Raw genomic sequence first — 20,851 nt, 5'->3', positions numbered from 1 at the left:
ATTTGTCTTGATAATCATTAGAGATTATAAGCATTAAAAGAATCAGATTAGGAGCGTGTCAATAAAAAATTTATTATTCGTATTGGGGTTGGGGACATTTGCGATGGTCTCCTGTTCTTCGCCAGAAGCAAAACAAAAAGAGATAAAAATAGATCAGGCCAAAAAAGATAGTGTAGCACTGATTTATGATTCCACAAAAGCAGATAAGCAGATTGATGCTTTCATGCAAAACCTACACAAGAAATCCGCATTTAACGGAAATGTATTGGTGGCCAAAAAAGGAAAGATTCTTTACCAGAATTCCTTTGGTTGGGCAGATTACCTTTTGAAAGATAGCCTGAACATCAATTCGCAGTTCGAGCTGGCTTCTGCGTCCAAGCCTATCACGGCATTAGGCGTGATGAAGCTGGTGCAGGAAGGAAAGCTGAAGATGGAAAATACCGTCAACGATTTCTATCCTGACTTCCCATATCCTGGGATTACCATAGCACAGCTGCTTTCCCACCGTTCAGGGTTGCCAAACTATGTTTACTTTTCGGAGGAAGCATGGCCGGACCGCAAGAAACCGATGTCCAACCAGGATGCCATGAGCCTATTGATCGAAAAGCATCCAAACCGCTACGGAGCTCCTGATGGCAGGTTCCATTACAACAACTCTAACTTCATGGTCCTAGCATCCATTATTGAAAAGGTAACGGGGAAAGACTTTGCGGTTTATATGAAGGAAAACATCTTCGATCCTGCAGGGATGAAGCATACTGCGGTCTATTCTACTGCCGTGTACGAGAAAACTCCTTCCAATGTAATGGGACATGATAAGGTATGGCGTCGTTCGGTGGTGAGAAATTATTTAGATGGTCCGGTCGGCGACAAGGGTATTTACAGTACCGTTCAGGATATGTACCTATTGGACAGGGCAATCAATGAAGGCCGTTTGGTGAATAAGACCATGCTTGATTCGATGTATATGCCTAGAAGCGATGCGAAACGCAGCCTATTCAGTTATGGTTACGGTTGGCGTACCTTTAGTCCGCCCGAAAATCCTATTGTCTATCATACGGGTTGGTGGCATGGCTTCAAGAGCCTTTACGTGCGCGACCTGAAAAACGATGTGACCATTGTTTTGTTAACAAATATGGCAAATGGCAGTTTGAATCACCTCGATGATTTGTATAAAATCTTAGAAATGCCTATTTTGAGACAAAATGCATATAACTCAAGTGGAGAATTAGTAAATTAAGAAAACCTAACAACAATATATGAAAAAGACCTTGATTTTAGGTGCGAGTACCAACCCGGCAAGATATTCGTATTTGGTTGCCAATAAATTGGCTAGAAAAGGACATCCAATCGTGAATGTTGGACGTAAAACTGGGAAAGTTGCTGGCGTAGAGATCGAACCTGCAGAGGACATTCATACTGACATAGATACGATGACCTTATATGTAGGTCCGCAAAATCAGCCTCAATACTATGATTATATCTTGAAGACCAAGCCGAAGCGTATTATTTTCAATCCAGGTGCAGAAAATGCAGAGCTAGCCGACAAAGCTAGAGCGAATGGCATTGAAGTCGTAGAAGCTTGTACTTTAGTGATGCTGAATACAGGACAATACTAATCCAGAACTTAAAGATTTATTCAAAGGACAATGATTTTTCATTGTCCTTTTTTATTGGATTTTTCTTGGTCATGGTCGGGTCTCATTCGAGGCATGTTCGGGAAATCTTGCAGTTTGCTCCGAATATTCGATCGTTATGGCTTCACTCATTTTGCCAAAATTCCGAATGTGTCCCGAACAAGGTTCAAATCAATTCCACGGAGTTTTTTGGATCCTGAAATCTTAAATAAGGATAGGCATGGAAAGCATGGGAAAGTTCCTTGAATTTAGTTCGATTTGACCCAATATGAAAACGTTGTAGTAAATAATTGTTATTTTTTGTTTTTATATCAGTATTTTGTTATTCCTAAAGAATAACAATTTATTAAAAACCGTAGATATGAAAGGCCTTTTTTCAACCTTAGCCGTTTGTTTGATTTCATTCCAGGTTTCAGTTGGGCAGGAGCATGACCTGAAACTGAGTTCCAAATTTATCGATGATCAGCTTAAGGCTTCCGCTGAACAATACCAAAATTTAGTTTCCGTGGTACCTGAGCATAAATTTCCAAAAACTTTTGAAGCTGGAAAGCAAGAATTCTCCAATTCAGGTTGGTGGTGTTCTGGATTTTACCCCGGCACCTTGCTATACCTTGGAGAAGCTACTTCGGATCCTAAACTCAAACAGGCCGGCCTTGATAAGCTGAAGGACCTGGAAAAAGAACAGTTCAATAAAGGGACCCATGATTTAGGGTTTATGCTATTCTGTAGTTTTGGAAATGCCTTGCGATTGACTGGTGACAGTAGCAAATACCAGCCGATCCTGAAAAATGGAGCTGAATCATTGAGCAGCCGCTTTAACCCGACGACCAAGACCATCCGTTCCTGGGACCATAATGTATGGAAATTCCCCGTGATCATTGACAACATGATGAACCTGGAGTTCCTGATGCAGATGGCAAAGACCACCGGCAACAAGAAATATTCCGATATAGCGATCACCCATGCGAACAGCACCATAAAGAACCATTTCCGTAAGGATAACAGTTCATACCATGTGATCGATTATGATCCTCAGACAGGATCGGTGCTTGCCAAGCAAACCGCACAGGGCGCAGCTGATGAGTCCGCGTGGGCGAGGGGACAGGCTTGGGGGCTGTATGGCTATACGATGATGTACAGGGAAACCAAGGATAAGGCCTATTTGGACCAGGCAAAAAAGATTGCGGATTATATGTTGAAGAGCCCTAACCTTCCGGAAGACCTGGTTCCGTATTGGGATTTTGATAAGGATAAGATTCCTGCAAACGATAAGACCTATTCCCGGAGAAGCCTAAGGGATGCCTCAGCTGCCGCTATCACTGCATCGGCATTGATCGAGCTCTCCCAATATACCAAGGGCAAAGAATCCACAACGTATCTGCGAAAGGCCGAAGGCATGCTTAAAAGTTTGTCTTCAAGCGCATATTTTGCGAAGAAAGGCACAAATGGAGGCTACTTATTGGAACATAGCGTAGGGGCATTGCCATTGGATTCGGAGGTTGATGTACCCTTGACCTATGCCGACTATTATTATGTAGAAGCCTTGGTTCGGTATCAACGACTTTTGGATGGAGGCCCTGCCATAAAAATATAAAAAGCGGAAGATTTGGAGCCCCGGGAAAAAACCGGGGCTATTTTTTTTAAAAATAATTGACTAACTGTTTGATAGTTATAAAATTGTTTGTACTTTTGCAGTCCCTAAATGGGGAATTGTGTCTTGAGCGAAGCCCTACTGCTTCGATGGACGTTTAATTAATTAATTTATAACATGTCAGGAATTATTGGTAAAAAAGTAGGAATGACCAGCCTGTTCAATGCTGAAGGGAAGAATATCCCTTGTACAGTAATCGAGGCTGGGCCGTGCGTGGTTACGCAGATACGTACGGAAGAGAAGGATGGTTATTCGGCAGTTCAACTTGGCTTTGATGAAGCGAAGGAAAAGAACACGACGGCTCCTCTAAAAGGACATTTTGCAAAGGCAGGAGTTAGTCCTAAGCGTAAACTAGTTGAATTCAAAACTTTCACAGATGAGAAGCAACTAGGAGACATCGTTGATGTTACTTTATTTGAAGAAGGTGAGTACGTAGATGTAGTCGGTACTTCAAAAGGTAAAGGATTTCAAGGTGTAATGAAGCGTCATGGCTTTGGTGGTGTAGGTGGTGCGACTCACGGTCAGCACAACAGACTACGTGCACCGGGTTCATTGGGAGCTTCATCTTGGCCTTCAAGAGTATTCAAAGGAATGCGTATGGCGGGTCGTACAGGTGGCGAGAGAGTAAAAGTTCAAAACTTACAGATTTTGAAAGTTTACGCAGAACAAAACCTAATTGTTGTTAGTGGTTCCGTACCAGGAGCTAAGGGTTCATATGTAATCGTAGACAAATAGTAGAGATGGAAGTTAAAGTATTAAATTTATCAGGAAAAGAAACAGGTGCCAAGGTGCAACTTCCTGAGTCAGTATTCGGTGTAAAGCCAAGCGACCATGCGATCTATTTAGATGTGAAACAATACTTAGCGAACCAACGCCAAGGTACACACAAATCAAAACAACGTAATGAGATCGCGGGATCAACTCGTAAATTACACAAACAAAAAGGAACAGGTGGTGCTCGTGCGGGTTCTATCAAATCTCCATTGTTTAACGGTGGTGGTCGTGTATTCGGTCCTCAACCTCGTGACTATAGCTTCAAATTGAACAAAAAATTAAAGCAATTAGCACGTAAATCGGCATTATCTTACAAAGCACAAGAGAACAATGTTGTGGTATTGGATGAAGTTAACTTCGATTCAATCAAAACTAAGAACTACGTTGCTTTAGTTAATGCGTTAAACCTTGCTGACGAGAAAACCTTATTGGTATTGCCAGCATACAATAACAATGTTTATTTATCAAGCAGAAACTTGAAGAAAGCAAAAGTTATCGTAGCATCAGATTTGAATACATATGATGTATTGAACGCTACGAAATTATTGTTAACTGCTGATTCTGTTAAAACTTTGGAGGAAGCATTCGCTAAATAATATGGAGATTATCAAAAAACCTATTTTAACTGAGAAAGCTTCATTGTTAACGGAGAAATTAAACCGTTACGCTTTCAAAGTAGATCATAGAGCAAACAAGATTCAAATCAAAGCTGCAGTAGAGCAAATGTTTGGTGTTACTGTATTAGCAGTAAACACAGCAGTTGTTGCTGGTAAGGCAAAAAGCCGTTACACGAAAGCAGGATTTGTATCCGGAAGAAGCCCTAAATATAAAAAGGCCATCATTACAGTTAAAGATGGTGAAACTATTGACTTTTACAGTACACTATAATAAGAAATGGCAGTTAAAAGATTCAAACCGGTTACCCCTGGTACTCGCTTCAGAGTAGGTGCTGATTATTCAGACGTTACAACTAACGTACCTGAGAAATCATTAGTAGTTAGCATCAAGAAATCAGGTGGTCGTAATAACTCCGGTAAAATGACTATGCGTTACATCGGTGGGGGACACAAAAAATCATACCGATTAATAGATTTCAAACGCGATAAAAAAGATATCCCTGCAAAAGTTGCTACCATTGAGTACGATCCAAATCGTACTGCACGTATTGCTTTATTGCACTACGCAGATGGAGAGAAACGTTACATCATTGCACCAGCTGGATTAACAGTAGGTCAGACTGTGATTGCAGGCGAATCAGTAGCCCCAGAAGTAGGTAATACTATGCCATTGGCAAACATCCCATTGGGTTCGATCATCCACAACATTGAGTTGAATCCAGGACAAGGTGGTTCCATTGCTCGTTCAGCAGGTACCTATGCACAATTGTCTGCACGTGATGGTAAGTATGCTATTATCAAATTGCCTTCAGGCGAGACTCGTATGATTTTATTGACATGTGTTGCTACGATCGGTTCGGTATCGAACGCAGAGAAAGCAAACCAAGTATTGGGTAAAGCAGGTCGTAAACGTTGGTTAGGTCGTCGTCCTAGAGTTCGTGGTGTTGCGATGAACCCGGTTGATCACCCTATGGGAGGTGGTGAAGGACGTTCATCAGGAGGTCACCCACGCTCACGCACAGGTGTATTAGCTAAAGGCTACAAAACACGCTACAAGAAGAAAACATCGAATCGTTACATCATTGAGAGAAGGAAAAAATAATGGCTCGTTCAATTAAAAAAGGTCCTTATATCGATCACAACTTAGAAAGAAAAGTTCTTTCTATGAATGAAACAAACAAGAAATCAGTAATCAAAACTTGGTCTCGTAGATCAATGATTTCACCTGATTTTGTTGGTCATACCTTCGCAGTGCACAACGGGAATAAATTCATTCCGGTTTATGTAACAGAAAATATGGTTGGTCACAAGCTTGGTGAATTTGCGCCTACGCGTACTTTCAGAGGCCACGCAGAAAAGAAAAAATAATAGGTAATGGAAGCAACAAAAAAACTCAAAAAGTCTGTTTTAATTAAGCAGCGCAAGGAGCAGGCAAAAGCTCAAGTAGGAGGAGCTTCTACTGCCAAGTTATTGAATTGCCCTACTTCACCTCGTAAGATGCGTCTAGTAGTGGATCTTATCCGTGGACAGAAAGTAGAGAACGCACTTTACATCCTTAAACATTCCGGAAAAGAAGCTTCAATCCGCGTTGAGAAATTATTATTATCAGCGATCAAGAACTGGGAAGCTCACAACGAAGGTTCTTCCGTAGAAGACGGTGGATTGTTTGTTAAGGAAGTATCTGTAGGTGGCGGTCGTCAATTGAAGAGATTACGTCCAGCACCACAAGGTCGTGGCTATAGAATTCGCAAGCGTTCAAACCATGTAACTTTGGTAGTAGACAGTATTAATAACGTTAACAACTAATTATATTAAGAATGGGACAAAAAGCAAATCCAATAGGTAGCAGATTAGGAATCATCAAAGGATGGGATTCTAATTGGTTCGGAGGCAACAACTATTCTGATAAGTTGGTTGAGGACGAAAAAATAAGAAAATATCTTTCTGTACGTATCGCAAAAGGCGGTGTAGCAAAAGTTGTTATTGAGAGAACGTTGAAACGTATCACTGTAACGATCCATACTGCACGTCCAGGAATCGTAATTGGTAAAGGTGGTCAAGAAGTTGATAAGATCAAAGAAGAGTTAAAGAAATTAACTAAGAAAGATGTTCAGATCAACATTTTTGAGATCAAACGCCCAGAATTAGACGCAAAACTAGTTGCAGAAGGCATTGCTAAGCAATTAGAGGCACGTATTTCATTCCGTCGTGCAATGAAGACTGCGATTGCATCTACAATGCGTATGGGAGCAGAAGGTATCAAGGTAATGTGTTCAGGTCGTTTAGGTGGTGCTGAGATGGCACGTACTGAGCAGTACAAAGAGGGAAGAACTCCTTTACACACATTGCGTGCAGATATCGATTATGCATTAGCAGAAGCATTGACAACTTACGGTAAGATTGGCGTAAAAGTTTGGATCTGTAAAGGTGAAGTTTACGGTAAGAGAGATTTATCTCCAAACATTGGTCAAGCATCAGGCGTAAAATCACGTGGTGGCAACGAAGGTGGTGATAACAACAACCGTCGTGACAACCGTGGAGGTCGCGGTGGAAACCGTGGCGGACGCCGTGACAACAACCGTGGAGGTAAAAGAGATTAATTAATAACAAGATTTAGATTATCTGTTCAACAGATTTAAAAAAATACGAACATGTTACAGCCAAAAAGAACGAAGTTCAGAAAGATGCAGAAAGGCCGCATGAAAGGTAATGCCACTCGTGGAGCGGAATTAGCTTTCGGATCTTTCGGTATCAAATCAATGGAACCAGCATGGATCACAAGCCGTCAGATTGAGGCAGCTCGTATTGCGGTAACACGTTATATGAAGCGTGAAGGACAAGTTTGGATCCGCATTTTCCCTGACAAACCTGTTACCAAGAAACCTGCAGAGGTACGTATGGGTAAAGGTAAGGGTGCTCCAGAATATTGGGTAGCCGTAGTGCGCCCAGGCCGTATGTTATTTGAGGCAGAAGGCGTTCCATTGGAAATCGCTAAAGAAGCATTACGCTTAGCTGCACAAAAATTACCGGTTCAAACGAAATTTGTGATACGTAGAGATTACGTTGAAGCATAATAATCGTCGGTAATGTCAAGAGTTCAGCCTTACTGCCGTTACCAGTAAGGCCGCTTAACACTCGAGATAACCCGGCACAACAAATTGAAAAATGAAAAATTCAGAAATCGTAGAATTATCAACTGAGGATTTAACAGCTCGTCTTGCTGAAGAGAAAGCTGCCTTGAACAAATTGAAATTTGCACATGCTGTTTCTGCTATTGAGAATCCAAACGTGATCAAAGCAGCTCGCAAAACTATCGCTCGTATCTCTACGGAGATTTCAAAGCGTACTAATGCAGCAAAATCTGAAACAGCCGCTGAGGCATAAAATTAAAGTCGAAATGGAAAGAAATTTAAGAAAAACAAGAATCGGCTTAGTAGTTAGCAACAAGATGGACAAATCTATCGTAGTGGCTGTTGAACGTAAAGTAAAGCACCCTATTTACGGTAAATTCGTTAAGAAAACTACTAAATTTAAAGCTCATGACGAACAAAATACCTGCGGTATCGGCGATACGGTATTAATTATGGAGACACGTCCGCTGAGTAAAACTAAGAACTGGAGATTAGTAGAAATTTTAGAAAGGGCTAAATAATGGTACAACAGGAATCAAGACTAAATGTAGCTGACAACAGCGGAGCTAAAGAAGTTTTAGTAATCCGTGTGTTAGGCGGTACGCGCAAGCGTTATGCATCTATCGGTGATAAAATTGTTGTTACCGTTAAGAGCGCACTACCTTCAGGAAACGTGAAAAAAGGATCAGTTTCAAAAGCAGTTGTAGTACGTACGAAAAAAGAGATCCGTCGTAAAGATGGTTCTTACATTCGCTTCGATGACAACGCTGCAGTATTGTTAAATAATAACGATGAACCACGCGGAACACGTATCTTCGGCCCAGTTGCCAGAGAATTGCGTGAGAAACAGTTCATGAAAATTGTATCATTAGCACCGGAGGTTTTATAATTATGGCAAAGAAAACAAACAAAACTACTCACAAGATCAAGATCAAAAGTGGAGATTTAGTGAAAGTTATCGCTGGTAACTCTAAAGGTGTTCAAGGTAAAGTATTACAGGTTATTATTGAAACTAACAGAGCGGTTGTTGAAGGCGCTAACATTGTTAAGAAACACACTAAACCAAGCGCAGCTAACCCGAACGGTGGTATCATCGAGAAAGAAGCTGCAATCAACATCTCTAACTTAGCTTTAATCGATCCGAAGACAGGTAATCCTACCCGTGTTGGACGTAAAGTTAATGCAGATGGTAAAATAGTTCGTTACGCAAAAAAATCAGGGGAGGAAATTAAATAATGACTTACGTACCAAGATTAAAAGCGAAATATGCGGAAGATATCCGTACAGCGCTTAAGGAAAAATTCCAGTATAAGAGCGTTATGCAAGTTCCGAAACTGGAGAAAATCGTAGTATCACAAGGTATTGGTGCCGCTACAGCAGACAAGAAATTGATCGACAACTCAATCACCGAATTGACGACGATCACTGGTCAGCAAGCAGTTCCTACGAAATCCAAGAAAGATATCTCGAACTTCAAATTGCGTAAAGGTATGCCAATTGGTGCTCGCGTAACTTTACGTGACAACAATATGTACGAATTCTTAGATCGTTTAATCGCGGTTTCTTTACCACGTATCCGTGACTTCCGTGGAATCAACGATAAAGGATTTGATGGACATGGTAACTACAATTTGGGTATTACTGAGCAGATCATCTTCCCTGAGATCAACATTGACAAGATCAACAAGATCCAAGGTATGGATATCACTTTCGTAACTTCAGCTAAGAACGATATCGAAGCTTTAGAATTATTGAAACAATTCGGTTTACCATTCAAAAACCAAAACACGAATAACAATGGCTAAAGAAGGATTAAAAGCACGCGAAGTAAAGCGTCAGAAATTAGTAGCAAAATTTGCAGAGAAACGTGCGGCTTTAAAAGCAGCAGGTGATTATGCAGCTTTAGATAAATTACCAAAGAATGCGTCACCAGTAAGATTGCACAACCGTTGTAAATTAACTGGACGTCCAAAAGGATATATGCGTCAATTCGGTATCTCCCGTGTAACATTCCGTGAGATGGCCCTAGACGGAAAAATCCCGGGAGTGAAAAAAGCTTCTTGGTAATCAAAAAAATATAATTACTTTTGCCCGGATAAACCACGAACTGTGGTTTATCGGGTTTTTTTTGCAATGCAATATTTTAACCGATAAAAGGTCTGTGGCTTCGGTTAGTCATGGAAACCCTTATCACAATTTTATACATAATGAATACAGATCCAATAGCGGATTACCTTACCCGAGTAAGGAATGCCATCAAGGCCAACCACAGGGTTGTTGAAATTCCTGCATCGAACCTTAAAAAAGAAATCACAAAAGTTCTTTTCGACAAAGGTTACATTGCTAACTACAAATTTATTGAAGAAGGTCCTCAAGGTTCCATCAAGATTGCCTTGAAATACCATCCAATTAGCAAAGTACCGGCTATTCGCACATTGACACGTGTGAGTAAACCTGGTTTAAGAAAGTATGCAAGTGTTGACAGCATCCCTCGTGTATTAAACGGTTTAGGAATTGCGATTTTGTCTACTTCGAAAGGAGTAATGTCAGACAAAGAAGCTGCCGTACAAAACGTTGGTGGAGAGGTTTTATGTTACATTTATTAATCTAGGAAAAAGCACAGAATGTCAAGAATTGGAAAAGCGCCTATCGCTATACCTTCTGGTGTAACGGTTACAGTATCAGATAAGAATCTGGTAACTGTTAAAGGCCCTAAAGGTGAATTAACACAACAAGTAGACCGCGACATTACCGTTAAAGAAGAAGATGGTAATATCGTAGTGTCACGTTCAACAGAACAAAAGAAGCACAAAGCATTACATGGATTATACCGCGCCCTATTGAGCAATATGGTTGTAGGTGTAACCGAGGGATACAAAACTACCCAAGAACTAGTTGGTGTTGGTTACCGTGCAGCAAACACAGGTAATACGCTAGAGTTAACTTTAGGTTTCTCTCACCAGATTGTATTCGTATTGCCACAGGAAATTAAAGTAACAACAACTGCTGATAAGGGTAAGAACCCAACTATCACTTTGGAATCTATCGACAAACAATTGATCGGTCAAGTAGCGGCGAAAATCCGTAGCTTCCGTAAGCCAGAGCCATACAAAGGTAAAGGTATCAAGTTTGCAGGTGAAGTATTAAGAAGAAAAGCAGGTAAATCAGCTAAAAAATAATAACCATGGCAGGAATTAAATCAACTCGCAGAGAGCGAATCAAAAAAGGAATTAGAAAACACCTGGCTGGATCAACTGAACGTCCTCGTTTGACGGTTTTTAGAAGTAACAAAGGCATCTACGCACAGATCATCGACGATACAACTGGTAAAACAATTGCTTCGGCATCCACTTTGTCAAAAGAGTTTGCTGGATCAGGAAACAAAGTAGATCAATCGAAAGAAGTAGGTAAATTAGTTGCTGAGAAAGCGGTTGCAGCAGGAATTAGCAAAGTAGTTTTTGACCGTAATGGGTACTTATACCATGGCCGTATCAAATCATTGGCTGAAGGTGCTCGCGAAGGCGGTTTAGACTTTTAATTAAAGAAGAAAATGGCATTAAGCAATATTAAAAGAGTAAAATCAAGCGAAATCGAATTAAAAGATCGCTTAGTAAGCATCCAGCGCGTAGCCAAGGTGACCAAAGGTGGTCGTACCTTCAGTTTCTCAGCTATTGTTGTAGTTGGAGATGAGAACGGTATCGTAGGATACGGATTAGGAAAAGCTAAAGAGGTTACTGAAGCTATCACTAAAGGTATCGATGATGCAAAGAAAAACTTAGTAAAGGTTCCTATTATCAAAGGTACAGTACCTCACGAGCAATACGGTAAATATTCAGGTGGTTCAGTTTTGATCAAACCAGCTGTAAGTGGTACCGGAGTATTAGCAGGTGGTGCTATGCGTGCGGTATTGGAGTCTGCAGGCATTACAGACGTATTGGCAAAATCATTAGGATCTTCTAACCCACACAACGTGGTAAAAGCAACGATCGATGCATTAGCTAATATGCGTGACGCTTATACAGTAGCGCAAACACGTGGTGTCGATTTAAACAAAGTATTTAACGGTTAATATCATGGCAAAAATTAAAATCACCCAGATAAAGAGCGTTATCGACAGAAGCGAGCGCCAAAAGAAAACTATCGAAGCATTAGGTTTGAAAAAGATCAACCATTCGGTAGAAGTTGAAGCTACAGCAGCAATCATTGGTATGGTTCGTAAAGTGAACCACCTAGTGGCTGTAGAGTCCATTTAATAAGAATAGATGGAAAGGATACTCACTTCCTTTCCATTCTTTGTTAATAAATTTATGGAATGCTAAGGCCTGTTTAGTGAGAGCGAAGGCGTAGCACAATTTGATTAAAAATGAACTTAAGTAATCTAAAACCAGCAGCTGGTTCAATTAAAACTAAAAAACGTATTGGTCGTGGACAAGGATCTGGCCGTGGTGGTACATCAACACGTGGTCACAAAGGAGCAGGTTCCCGTTCAGGTAACTCTACGAAGATCGGTTTCGAAGGTGGTCAAATGCCTCTTCAACGTCGTGTGCCTAAATTTGGTTTTAAGAACATCAACCGTGTAGAATATGTAGGTGTTAACTTAGATGTTTTACAAGCTATCGTTGAGAAATACAGCTTAACCACTGTAGATTTCGATACTTTGAAAGAGCACGGATTAGTTTCAAAAAATGACTTGATTAAAATCTTAGGTCGTGGCGAGTTCACCGCAAAAGTAGAAGTAAAGGCCCATGCATTTTCAGCTTCAGCACAAAAAGCTATCGAAGCAGCAGGTGGTTCTATCGTTAAATTGTAATAATACATGAAGAAACTAATCACAACCTTAACCAATATATGGAAGATAGAAGAATTACGTAACCGTATTCTTAATACGTTACTATTTCTTTTAATATACCGCGTTGGTTGTCACGTGGTTTTACCAGGTGTCAATCCGGAAGCGTTGGTAGTAAACAGAGAAGGTGGTAATGACATCATGAACTTGATCAATATGTTTGCTGGGGGATCCTTCTCCCGTGCGGCGATCTTTGCTCTTGGTGTTATGCCTTATATCTCGGCATCTATCGTAGTTCAGCTATTGGGGATTGCTGTTCCTGCTTTTCAAAAGATGCAGAAAGAAGGTGAATCTGGCCGTAAGAAAATGAACAACATCACTCGTTACCTTACCGTAGCGATTACGTTGGTTCAAGCCGTAGCCTATGTGAAGACTCAAATCGGACCAGAAGCTAAGACTATTGCGGATCCAATGTTCTCCATTCTATCAGCAGTTGTTTTGACAGCGGGTACATTGTTTGTGATGTGGCTAGGTGAAAAGATTACCGATAAAGGAATTGGTAATGGTATTTCATTAATCATTATGGCTGGTATTATTGCTCAGCTTCCTGCAGGTATTACTGCAGAGTGGGCATCCAGAATGAGCCCGAGTGGTGGTGGTCCTATTCCATTGTTATTGGAGTTTGTCGCTCTGTTTTTCGTCGTGATCTTCACGATCTTGGTTGTACAAGGTGTTCGTAAGATCCCTGTGCAATACGCGAAGAAAATCGTTGGTAACAAACAGATTGGTGGTGTGCGTCAATACATTCCTTTAAAGGTAAATGCGGCGGGTGTAATGCCAATCATTTTCGCTCAGGCGATTATGTTTTTACCGATGTCGTTGACCCAGTTCTTCCCGAACGTCCAGTCAGATTTCCTGAACTCGTTGAGTAACTATACATCCGTAACGTATAACGTGGTATTTGCCTTGTTGATCATTGCATTTACCTTCTTCTATACAGCGATTATGGTGAACCCACAGCAGATGTCTGAGGACATGAAGAAGAACGGTGGTTTTATTCCGGGCATCAAGCCAGGCTATGAGACCAACTTGTTTATCGACAACGTAATATCACATATTACCTTCCCTGGTGCTGTATTTGTGGCGATCATTGCGATCTTGCCGGCAATTGCAACATTATTTGGAGTAAACAATCAATTTGCACATTTCTATGGTGGTACATCCCTATTGATCTTAGTAGGTGTTGTACTGGATACGATCCAGCAAATTGAGAGTCATTTGTTAATGCGTCATTATGATGGGTTGATGAAAACAGGCCGCGTAAAAGGTAGAAGCACTGCGACTACCGTTGAAGGCTATGATCAATCCGCATTATAATTTTGAATGTCTAAAGTATATTATAAAACAGCAGATGAAATTGAGCAAGTGCGAGAGTCAGCAAATGTACTCTCGCAGTTACTTGCTGAAATTGCAGGATTAGTAAAACCGGGCATCACGACCTTATCCCTAGATAAGTTTGCCTTTGATTTTATTAAAGATCATAAAGGGACTCCAGCTTTCTTGAACTATCAAGGCTTTCCTTATTCATTGTGTATTTCTGTGAACGACCAGGTCGTGCACGGATTTCCGAGTGACTATGTTCTGAAAGATGGGGATATCGTAACGGTTGACGGAGGGGTGAATTTGAATGGTTTTATCAGTGATTCTGCTTATACTTTTGCTGTAGGAGAGATTTCTGAAGAGGCGAAACAATTGTTGGAAGTAACAAAAGGTTCGTTGCAAGCGGGGATCGATCAAGCAATCGCAGGGAAACGTGTCGGCGATATTTCAGCTGCCGTTCAGGAATATGTCACACCATATCGCTATGGGATTGTTCGTGAATTGGTAGGACATGGAGTTGGTTTTCATTTGCACGAAAAACCTGAGGTTCCGAATTACGGGAAACGTGGTTCCGGGCCGAAATTGGAAGAAGGATTGGTAATCTGTATCGAACCGATGATCAATGCCGGTATGGCGGGGGTCAAGTTCTGGGATGATGGTTGGACAGTGAGTACAGTTGATGGAAAGCTTTCGGCACACTTTGAACAGATGGTTGCGATCAGAAAAGGTAGTCCGGACGTGCTTTTGAATTTTGACGCGATAGAGAAAGTTTTAAATAAAAAGTAGTTGGTATTCAATTATTTTATTTATCTTTGCACTCCTGTTTGCGGGTATATCATCATTTAAAATAATAGATTATATGGCTAAACAAGCCTCGATTGAGCAAGACGGCATAATCAAAGAAGCGCTTTCTAACGCGATGTTTCGCGTAGAATTAGAGAATGGGCATGAAATCATTGCACATATCTCTGGAAAAATGCGCATGCATTATATTAAAATATTACCAGGTGACAAAGTGAAGTTAGAGATGTCACCATACGACTTAACAAAAGGAAGAATTACATACCGCTATAAGTAAACGTAAGTTTCTTCAATAAAATAGCTTTTAAAAATTTACTGTAATGAAAGTTAGAGCATCAATAAAAAAACGTAGTGCGGATTGTAAGATTATCCGTCGTAAAGGAAAAGTATTTGTAATCAATAAAAAGAACCCTAAGTTCAAACAACGTCAGGGTTAATTTTAACATAATCGCTTAAAATATTATATGGCAAGGATCTCAGGTATAGATTTACCTAAAAACAAAAGAGGCATCATTGGCCTTACCTATATTTTCGGTATTGGTCGTTCTACTGCTGCTTATATCCTAGAGAAAGCAGGCATCAGTCAAGATGTAAAGGTTCAAGAATGGAATGATGATCAATTAGCAGCTATCCGTACAATCATCAATGATGAGATTAAGGTAGAAGGCGCTTTACGTTCAGAGGTTCAGTTGAACATTAAACGTTTAATGGATATTGGTTGTTACCGTGGATTACGCCACCGTAAGCACCTTCCAGTTCGTGGACAACGTACTAAGAATAACTCTCGTACCAGAAAAGGTAAACGTAAGACAGTTGCAAACAAGAAAAAAGCTACTAAATAATAAGTAAGAAATGGCTAAAAGTAAAAAAGTTACTAAAAAACGTATCGTAGTTATCGAGCCTGTAGGACAAGCTCATATCAACGCTACTTTTAACAACATCATCGTAACTTTGACTAACAATCAAGGTCAAACAATTTCATGGTCATCAGCTGGTAAAATGGGCTTTAAAGGTTCTAAAAAGAACACTCCATACGCTGCATCACAAGCTGCATCAGACTGTGGTAAAGTTGCACATGATTTAGGATTGCGTAAAGTTGAAGTTTTCGTAAAAGGTCCGGGCGCTGGACGTGAGTCAGCTATCCGTTCATTGCAAGGTATTGGTATCGACGTAACCACGATCAAGGATATTACTCCACTTCCTCACAACGGTTGTCGTCCTCCAAAACGCAGAAGAGTTTAATAACAGATTTGTTTAAGATAAGATTCGTCAGCTATAGGCTGATTGATACTTCAAACAGAATAAGAAATGGCAAGATATACAGGACCTAAGTCCAAAATAGCTCGTAAATTTAGAGAGCCAATTTTCGGCCCAGATAAGGCATTAGAAAAAAAGAATTATCCTCCAGGTCAGCACGGACCATCAAAAAGAAGAGGAAAACAATCTGAATACGCAATTCAGTTGTTAGAAAAGCAAAAAGCAAAATACACTTACGGTGTATTGGAGCGTCAATTCGCTAACTTATTTGCTAAGGCAGCAGCAAAACAAGGTGTTACCGGTGAGAACTTCTTGAAATTATTAGAAGCACGTTTAGATAACATCGTTTACCGTTTAGGCATTGCTCCTACACGTTCATCTGCTCGTCAATTAGTTTCGCACAAGCACATTACTGTTAACGGTCAAGTAGTTAACATTCCATCATACAGTATCCGTCCAGGTGATGTTATTGCAGTTCGCGAGCGTTCTCAATCATTAGAGGCGATCGTAAACTCGGTAGCTGGAAGAAAAATCAACAAATTCAGCTGGTTGGATTGGGATGCAGACAAACTTACAGGAACATTCGTTAATTTCCCTGAAAGAGCTGATATTCCAGAAAACATTAAAGAGAACTTAATTGTAGAGTTATACTCTAAATAATAATTAATAACAACATGCATTGTCATAGATGCATGTTGTTGTTTTCATAAATAGTAAATAAACTTAAAAGAACATAAATGGCAATTTTAGCATTTCAAAGACCGGATAAAGTTATCATGCAGAAATCAACTGATTTTGATGGTACCTTTGAATTTCGTCCACTAGAGCCAGGTTTTGGAGTTACTATTGGTAATGCTTTACGCCGTATTTTATTGTCCTCTTTAGAAGGATATGCAATTACGTCGGTAAGATTTTCAGGCGTGTCGCACGAATTCTCTACGATTAAAGGCGTGGTAGAAGACGTTACGGAAATCATCTTGAACTTGAAACAAGTACGTTTCAAGAAATCAGGTGAGCAAGGCGATAACGAGAAGATCTTTGTGGTTATCAATGGTCAAGATCAATTTACAGCTGGTGATATTACGAAGTTTTCCAATAATTTTACTGTATTGAATCCTGATTTGGTCATCTGTAACATGGATAGTTCAGTAACTGTAGAAGTTGAATTGTCAGTTGCAAAAGGCCGCGGATACGTTAATGCAGAGGAAAATAAAGTGGTTGATGGTCCTGTTGGAGTAATTGCGATTGACTCAATCTACACTCCAATTAAGAATGTAAAATATACCATTGAGAACTACCGTGTAGAGCAAAAGACTGACTACGAGAAATTGTTGTTAGATATCTCTACTGATGGTTCTATTCATCCAGAAGATGCTTTGAAAGAAGCAGCTAAAATCTTGATCCAACACTTTATGTTGTTCTCTGACGAAAACATGTTGTTAGAGTCTCAAACTAAAGAAGAAACTAAAGTTGTAGACGAGGAAATCTTGCATATGCGTAAGATCTTGAAAACAGAATTAGTAGACTTAGACCTTTCAGTTCGTGCATTGAACTGTTTGAAAGCTGCTGATATCCGCACTTTAGCTGAATTGGTTACATATGATGTAGCTGATATGTTGAAATTCCGCAACTTTGGTAAAAAATCATTGAGCGAAATTCAAGAGTTAGTTAAATCAAAAGGTTTATCATTTGGTATGAACCTGTCTAAATACAAATTGGACGAAGAATAATAATTAAATAATATAAGCGACCTGCTGCGTAATTCCTCCGGAGTATATGGACTACGGTTTATAGAAAAAGAACGGTACGCACAAAATCAAAACTAAAATGAGACACGGAAAAAAAGTAAATCACTTAGGCCGCACTGACAGTCACCGTAAGGCGATGTTAGCTAACATGGCGACTTCATTGATCAAACACAAACGTATTACTACGACTTTAGCAAAAGCAAAAGCGTTGCGTACTTATGTGGAGCCTTTGATTACAAAATCTAAAAACGACACTACACACTCACGTCGTACGGTATTCGCTTACTTGAAAGACAAAGATGCAGTTTCTATCTTGTTCCGCGAGATTTCAGAAAAAGTGGCATCACGTCCAGGAGGTTACACTCGTATCATTAAATTAGAGAACCGTTTGGGTGACAACGCAGAAATGGCATTTATCGAATTAGTTGATTACAACGAAATCTACGGTAAAACTGCTCAAACTGAGAAAAAATCTACTCGACGTCGTGGTTCTGCTAAAAAGAAAGCTACTGCAACAACTGAATCAAAAGAGGCAAAAGCTACTAAAGCTGGCGATGATTTAACCATTGTTGAAGGTATCGGTCCTAAGATTGCAGAAGTATTGGCAGCTGCTGGTATTGCAACTTACGCTGAATTAGCTAAAACTGATGCTGAGAAAGTTAAAGAAATCTTAACTGAAGCTGGTTCTAACTTTAACACTGCAGATCCTACTACTTGGGCTGAACAAGCACAATTAGCTGCAGATGGTAAATTTGAAGAATTAGAGAAACTTAAAGCCGAATTAGACGGTGGAAAAAAAGTTGATGAATAATCTTTAAACGAATCATAGAAAAGTCCTCTTATCCAAGAGGACTTTTTTATTTTATACGCTTTTATAGTAAGTTCAGCTATTTAATTATTTGTACATTTGAAAAACTAAACTTTAGCATATTTATTTCATTTCATGGAACTATTTAACGTTTATCCTGTTAACCCTATCAACATCGTAAAAGCACAAGGCTCTACTGTCTGGGATGAACAAGGAACTGAATATTTGGATCTATATGGAGGTCATGCTGTTATCTCCATTGGCCATACCCATCCACATTATGTGAAAAGTATCACGGATCAGTTGAATAAAATCGGGTTTTATTCCAATTCTATCATGATCCCTATTCAACAACAATTAGCGAAACAATTAGGTGAGGTTTCGGGTAAGACCGACTATACCCTGTTTCTTTGTAATTCTGGTGCTGAGGCCAATGAAAATGCCTTGAAATTAGCATCATTTCATACCGGACGAAAAAAGGTAATCGCCTTTTCAAAATCCTTCCATGGACGTACATCCTTAGCCGTAGCTGCTACCGATAATCCAGCTATCGTTGCTCCTGTAAATGAAACTGATAATGTAAAATTCTTACCTTTCAATGATGAAGAAGCACTAGAAATGGTATTCAAGGAACAGGGCGAAGAGATAGCTGCCGTAATCATTGAAGGAATTCAAGGGGTAGGAGGTATCCGTGAAGCATCGGTGCCTTTCTTGAAACTGATCCGCAGTCTGTGTGACCAATATGGATCCGTATTTATCGCGGATTCGGTTCAATGTGGATATGGAAGGACGGGAACTTTCTTCTCGCATGACTATGCCGGAATTGATGCGGATATCTATTCAATGGCAAAGGGAATGGGCAATGGTTTTCCAATAGGAGGGATTGCCATATCTCCAAAATTCAAGGCTTCGCATGGCATGTTAGGTACGACTTTCGGTGGTAACCATTTGGCATGTGCAGCAGCTGTTTCTGTATTGGATATCATCAAGCAAGATAACTTGATGGAAAATGCAGCAAAAGTAGGAAGTTATCTGATCGAAGAACTTAAGAAGTTTGATCAGGTAATGGAAGTGAGAGGTAGAGGTCTCATGATTGGGATTGAACTACCAACTGAATTGGCACATGTGAAGAAGGAATTGTTGTCAAAAAACAAGATTTTTACGGGTGAGGCGAAACCAAACGTGATTCGTCTGTTGCCTGCACTAAATATTACCAATAAGATTGCTGATCAATTTTTAACTGCTTTTGAAGAGAGATTAAAGGCATAAAAAATCAAAATAGATTAAATGAAGAAGTTTTTTTCCGTAGCAGACGTAGATAATCTGAAAGACATCGTTACAGAGGCTTTAGAAATCAAGGCTAGTCCTTATTCAAATGAAACCCTGGGGAAGCATAAAATGCTGGGTTTGGTATTTCTTAATCCAAGTTTGAGAACACGCTTGAGTACGCAAAAGGCAGGGATGAACCTTGGCATGAACGTCATGGTGATGAACATGGATAAGGATGGCTGGGCGTTGGAAACGCGCGATGGCGTGATCATGAATGGAACGACGGTGGAACATATCCGTGAAGCTGCGGCTGTAATGGGAGAGTATTGTGATATTCTTGGTCTGCGTTCATTTCCTACATTGAAAGATAAGGAAGCGGATTATTCGGAAGACCTATTCAATAAATTTATCAACTATTGCGGAGTGCCTGTAGTTTCCTTGGAAAGTGCAACGAGGCATCCATTGCAAAGTTTGACTGATTTGATCACGATTACGGAATATAAAAAAATAGATAAACCAAAGGTTGTATTGGCTTGGGCGCCGCACGTGAAGGCATTACCTCAAGCTGTTCCCAATTCTTTCTCAGAATGGATGTGCCGTGCTCAGGAAGAAGGTTTGGTAGATTTCACCATTGCTCAGCCTGCAGGCTATGAACTTTCGGAGGACTTTACTTCTGGAGCCAATATCACGACCAACCTGGATGAGGCCTTGAAAGGAGCGGATTTTGTTTATGTGAAGAACTGGTCTTCTTTTAAGGAATATGGAGAGGTTTATCCGGTCAATGAGAATTGGCTTTTGGACAATGAGAAATTGAAATTGACCAATGATGCAAAAGTGATGCACTGTTTGCCAGTGCGTAGGGATCTGGAGCTATCTTCTGAGATATTGGATGGTCCAAATTCATTGGTGATCAAGGAAGCCAGCAATAGGGTGTGGGCTGCGCAGGTAGTATTGAAAAGAATGTTGGAAGATTTGAAGGGTTAAAATTTAGG

Annotated in this window: 34 protein-coding genes; all 34 read left to right on the top strand. The window is 40.2% G+C overall.

The genetic code is table 11. From position 1 onward, the window contains the following. Window positions 1-55 precede the first annotated feature (55 nt). Entirely contained in the window at window positions 56-1,240 is a 1,185-nt protein-coding gene (locus tag RT138_RS17005; RefSeq protein ID WP_313191615.1) for a serine hydrolase, read from the top strand. Between the two features lie 19 nt (window positions 1,241-1,259). Next, window positions 1,260-1,619, top strand: coding sequence for a CoA-binding protein (locus RT138_RS17000; protein WP_185217651.1), 360 nt, complete (start codon window positions 1,260-1,262; stop codon window positions 1,617-1,619). Between the two features lie 379 nt (window positions 1,620-1,998). Further along, window positions 1,999-3,231 (top strand): glycoside hydrolase family 88 protein, encoded by a 1,233-nt coding sequence (locus RT138_RS16995; protein WP_313191614.1) that lies wholly within the window; start codon window positions 1,999-2,001, stop codon window positions 3,229-3,231. Window positions 3,232-3,405: 174 nt separating this feature from the next. Continuing rightward, window positions 3,406-4,023: a 50S ribosomal protein L3 gene (gene rplC / locus RT138_RS16990; RefSeq protein ID WP_093100415.1), complete on the top strand. Its 618-nt coding sequence runs from the start codon at window positions 3,406-3,408 to the stop codon at window positions 4,021-4,023. Between the two features lie 5 nt (window positions 4,024-4,028). Continuing rightward, window positions 4,029-4,658 carry a 50S ribosomal protein L4 gene (gene rplD / locus RT138_RS16985; RefSeq protein WP_093100413.1) on the top strand — a complete coding sequence of 210 codons (630 nt, stop codon included), beginning with the start codon at window positions 4,029-4,031 and terminating at the stop codon, window positions 4,656-4,658. Window position 4,659: 1 nt separating this feature from the next. Continuing rightward, entirely contained in the window at window positions 4,660-4,950 is a 291-nt protein-coding gene (rplW, locus tag RT138_RS16980) for a 50S ribosomal protein L23 (protein WP_093100412.1), read from the top strand. Between the two features lie 6 nt (window positions 4,951-4,956). Further along, window positions 4,957-5,781, top strand: a complete 825-nt coding sequence (gene rplB / locus RT138_RS16975) for a 50S ribosomal protein L2 (RefSeq protein ID WP_093100410.1) — start codon at window positions 4,957-4,959, stop codon at window positions 5,779-5,781. Then, window positions 5,781-6,047 (top strand): 30S ribosomal protein S19, encoded by a 267-nt coding sequence (gene rpsS, locus RT138_RS16970; RefSeq protein WP_002997495.1) that lies wholly within the window; start codon window positions 5,781-5,783, stop codon window positions 6,045-6,047. The genes rplB and rpsS overlap by 1 nt, the downstream gene beginning before the upstream one ends. 6 nt (window positions 6,048-6,053) lie before the next feature. Continuing rightward, window positions 6,054-6,485: a 50S ribosomal protein L22 gene (gene rplV / locus RT138_RS16965; protein WP_093100409.1), complete on the top strand. Its 432-nt coding sequence runs from the start codon at window positions 6,054-6,056 to the stop codon at window positions 6,483-6,485. Between the two features lie 11 nt (window positions 6,486-6,496). Next, window positions 6,497-7,279 carry a 30S ribosomal protein S3 gene (rpsC, locus tag RT138_RS16960; RefSeq protein WP_094257904.1) on the top strand — a complete coding sequence of 261 codons (783 nt, stop codon included), beginning with the start codon at window positions 6,497-6,499 and terminating at the stop codon, window positions 7,277-7,279. Window positions 7,280-7,330: 51 nt separating this feature from the next. Further along, on the top strand, window positions 7,331-7,753 hold the full coding sequence (gene rplP, locus RT138_RS16955) for a 50S ribosomal protein L16 (protein ID WP_094257903.1): 423 nt from the start codon (window positions 7,331-7,333) through the stop codon (window positions 7,751-7,753). Between the two features lie 91 nt (window positions 7,754-7,844). Next, window positions 7,845-8,063, top strand: coding sequence for a 50S ribosomal protein L29 (rpmC, locus tag RT138_RS16950; RefSeq protein ID WP_185213308.1), 219 nt, complete (start codon window positions 7,845-7,847; stop codon window positions 8,061-8,063). Window positions 8,064-8,076: 13 nt separating this feature from the next. Next, on the top strand, window positions 8,077-8,331 hold the full coding sequence (gene rpsQ, locus RT138_RS16945) for a 30S ribosomal protein S17 (RefSeq protein ID WP_013665010.1): 255 nt from the start codon (window positions 8,077-8,079) through the stop codon (window positions 8,329-8,331). Continuing rightward, the gene (gene rplN / locus RT138_RS16940) at window positions 8,331-8,699 is read left to right on the top strand and encodes a 50S ribosomal protein L14 (RefSeq protein WP_002997484.1); all 369 of its coding nucleotides are present in this window, start codon (window positions 8,331-8,333) and stop codon (window positions 8,697-8,699) included. The genes rpsQ and rplN overlap by 1 nt, the downstream gene beginning before the upstream one ends. A gap of 2 nt (window positions 8,700-8,701) precedes the next feature. Beyond that, on the top strand, window positions 8,702-9,046 hold the full coding sequence (rplX, locus tag RT138_RS16935; RefSeq protein WP_214648470.1) for a 50S ribosomal protein L24: 345 nt from the start codon (window positions 8,702-8,704) through the stop codon (window positions 9,044-9,046). After that, window positions 9,046-9,615: a 50S ribosomal protein L5 gene (gene rplE / locus RT138_RS16930; RefSeq protein WP_185213309.1), complete on the top strand. Its 570-nt coding sequence runs from the start codon at window positions 9,046-9,048 to the stop codon at window positions 9,613-9,615. Before rplX ends, rplE begins: the two co-directional genes overlap by 1 nt. Next, entirely contained in the window at window positions 9,608-9,877 is a 270-nt protein-coding gene (gene rpsN, locus RT138_RS16925; RefSeq protein WP_093100399.1) for a 30S ribosomal protein S14, read from the top strand. Before rplE ends, rpsN begins: the two co-directional genes overlap by 8 nt. A 137-nt stretch (window positions 9,878-10,014) precedes the next feature. Then, a complete protein-coding gene (gene rpsH / locus RT138_RS16920; protein ID WP_229678329.1) occupies window positions 10,015-10,416 on the top strand; it encodes a 30S ribosomal protein S8 in 402 nt (133 codons plus the stop codon). 18 nt (window positions 10,417-10,434) lie between these two features. Then, the gene (gene rplF / locus RT138_RS16915; RefSeq protein ID WP_185213310.1) at window positions 10,435-10,989 is read left to right on the top strand and encodes a 50S ribosomal protein L6; all 555 of its coding nucleotides are present in this window, start codon (window positions 10,435-10,437) and stop codon (window positions 10,987-10,989) included. A 5-nt stretch (window positions 10,990-10,994) separates the two neighbouring features. Beyond that, window positions 10,995-11,348, top strand: a complete 354-nt coding sequence (gene rplR, locus RT138_RS16910) for a 50S ribosomal protein L18 (protein ID WP_093100394.1) — start codon at window positions 10,995-10,997, stop codon at window positions 11,346-11,348. A 12-nt stretch (window positions 11,349-11,360) separates the two neighbouring features. Further along, entirely contained in the window at window positions 11,361-11,879 is a 519-nt protein-coding gene (gene rpsE / locus RT138_RS16905; protein WP_093100392.1) for a 30S ribosomal protein S5, read from the top strand. A gap of 4 nt (window positions 11,880-11,883) precedes the next feature. Then, window positions 11,884-12,063 (top strand): 50S ribosomal protein L30, encoded by a 180-nt coding sequence (rpmD, locus tag RT138_RS16900; protein WP_093100390.1) that lies wholly within the window; start codon window positions 11,884-11,886, stop codon window positions 12,061-12,063. A 110-nt stretch (window positions 12,064-12,173) separates the two neighbouring features. Continuing rightward, complete coding sequence (gene rplO, locus RT138_RS16895; protein WP_093100388.1) at window positions 12,174-12,620, top strand: 50S ribosomal protein L15; 447 nt, start codon at window positions 12,174-12,176, stop codon at window positions 12,618-12,620. Window positions 12,621-12,626: 6 nt separating this feature from the next. After that, window positions 12,627-13,973 (top strand): preprotein translocase subunit SecY, encoded by a 1,347-nt coding sequence (gene secY / locus RT138_RS16890; protein WP_093100387.1) that lies wholly within the window; start codon window positions 12,627-12,629, stop codon window positions 13,971-13,973. 6 nt (window positions 13,974-13,979) lie between these two features. Next, the gene (gene map / locus RT138_RS16885) at window positions 13,980-14,762 is read left to right on the top strand and encodes a type I methionyl aminopeptidase (RefSeq protein WP_313191613.1); all 783 of its coding nucleotides are present in this window, start codon (window positions 13,980-13,982) and stop codon (window positions 14,760-14,762) included. 73 nt (window positions 14,763-14,835) lie between these two features. Next, window positions 14,836-15,054: a translation initiation factor IF-1 gene (gene infA, locus RT138_RS16880; RefSeq protein WP_021071231.1), complete on the top strand. Its 219-nt coding sequence runs from the start codon at window positions 14,836-14,838 to the stop codon at window positions 15,052-15,054. Window positions 15,055-15,097: 43 nt separating this feature from the next. Next, window positions 15,098-15,214, top strand: coding sequence for a type B 50S ribosomal protein L36 (gene ykgO, locus RT138_RS16875; RefSeq protein WP_013665024.1), 117 nt, complete (start codon window positions 15,098-15,100; stop codon window positions 15,212-15,214). 27 nt (window positions 15,215-15,241) lie between these two features. Continuing rightward, window positions 15,242-15,619, top strand: coding sequence for a 30S ribosomal protein S13 (gene rpsM, locus RT138_RS16870; RefSeq protein ID WP_094257893.1), 378 nt, complete (start codon window positions 15,242-15,244; stop codon window positions 15,617-15,619). 10 nt (window positions 15,620-15,629) lie between these two features. Further along, window positions 15,630-16,019, top strand: coding sequence for a 30S ribosomal protein S11 (rpsK, locus tag RT138_RS16865; protein ID WP_093100381.1), 390 nt, complete (start codon window positions 15,630-15,632; stop codon window positions 16,017-16,019). 66 nt (window positions 16,020-16,085) lie between these two features. Then, window positions 16,086-16,694, top strand: coding sequence for a 30S ribosomal protein S4 (gene rpsD / locus RT138_RS16860; RefSeq protein ID WP_093100379.1), 609 nt, complete (start codon window positions 16,086-16,088; stop codon window positions 16,692-16,694). Window positions 16,695-16,771: 77 nt separating this feature from the next. Then, entirely contained in the window at window positions 16,772-17,764 is a 993-nt protein-coding gene (locus RT138_RS16855; RefSeq protein WP_093100377.1) for a DNA-directed RNA polymerase subunit alpha, read from the top strand. Window positions 17,765-17,861: 97 nt separating this feature from the next. Then, complete coding sequence (gene rplQ, locus RT138_RS16850; RefSeq protein ID WP_313191612.1) at window positions 17,862-18,593, top strand: 50S ribosomal protein L17; 732 nt, start codon at window positions 17,862-17,864, stop codon at window positions 18,591-18,593. 132 nt (window positions 18,594-18,725) lie between these two features. Further along, window positions 18,726-19,859: an aminotransferase class III-fold pyridoxal phosphate-dependent enzyme gene (locus RT138_RS16845; RefSeq protein WP_313191611.1), complete on the top strand. Its 1,134-nt coding sequence runs from the start codon at window positions 18,726-18,728 to the stop codon at window positions 19,857-19,859. Between the two features lie 18 nt (window positions 19,860-19,877). Continuing rightward, a complete protein-coding gene (locus RT138_RS16840) occupies window positions 19,878-20,843 on the top strand; it encodes an acetylornithine carbamoyltransferase (protein WP_313191610.1) in 966 nt (321 codons plus the stop codon). Window positions 20,844-20,851 lie beyond the last annotated feature (8 nt).

The organism is Sphingobacterium sp., from assembly GCF_032065005.1.
In the GTDB taxonomy this organism is placed as follows: Bacteria; Bacteroidota; Bacteroidia; order Sphingobacteriales; family Sphingobacteriaceae; genus Sphingobacterium.
This window is presented reverse-complemented; position numbering and strand designations above follow the sequence as displayed.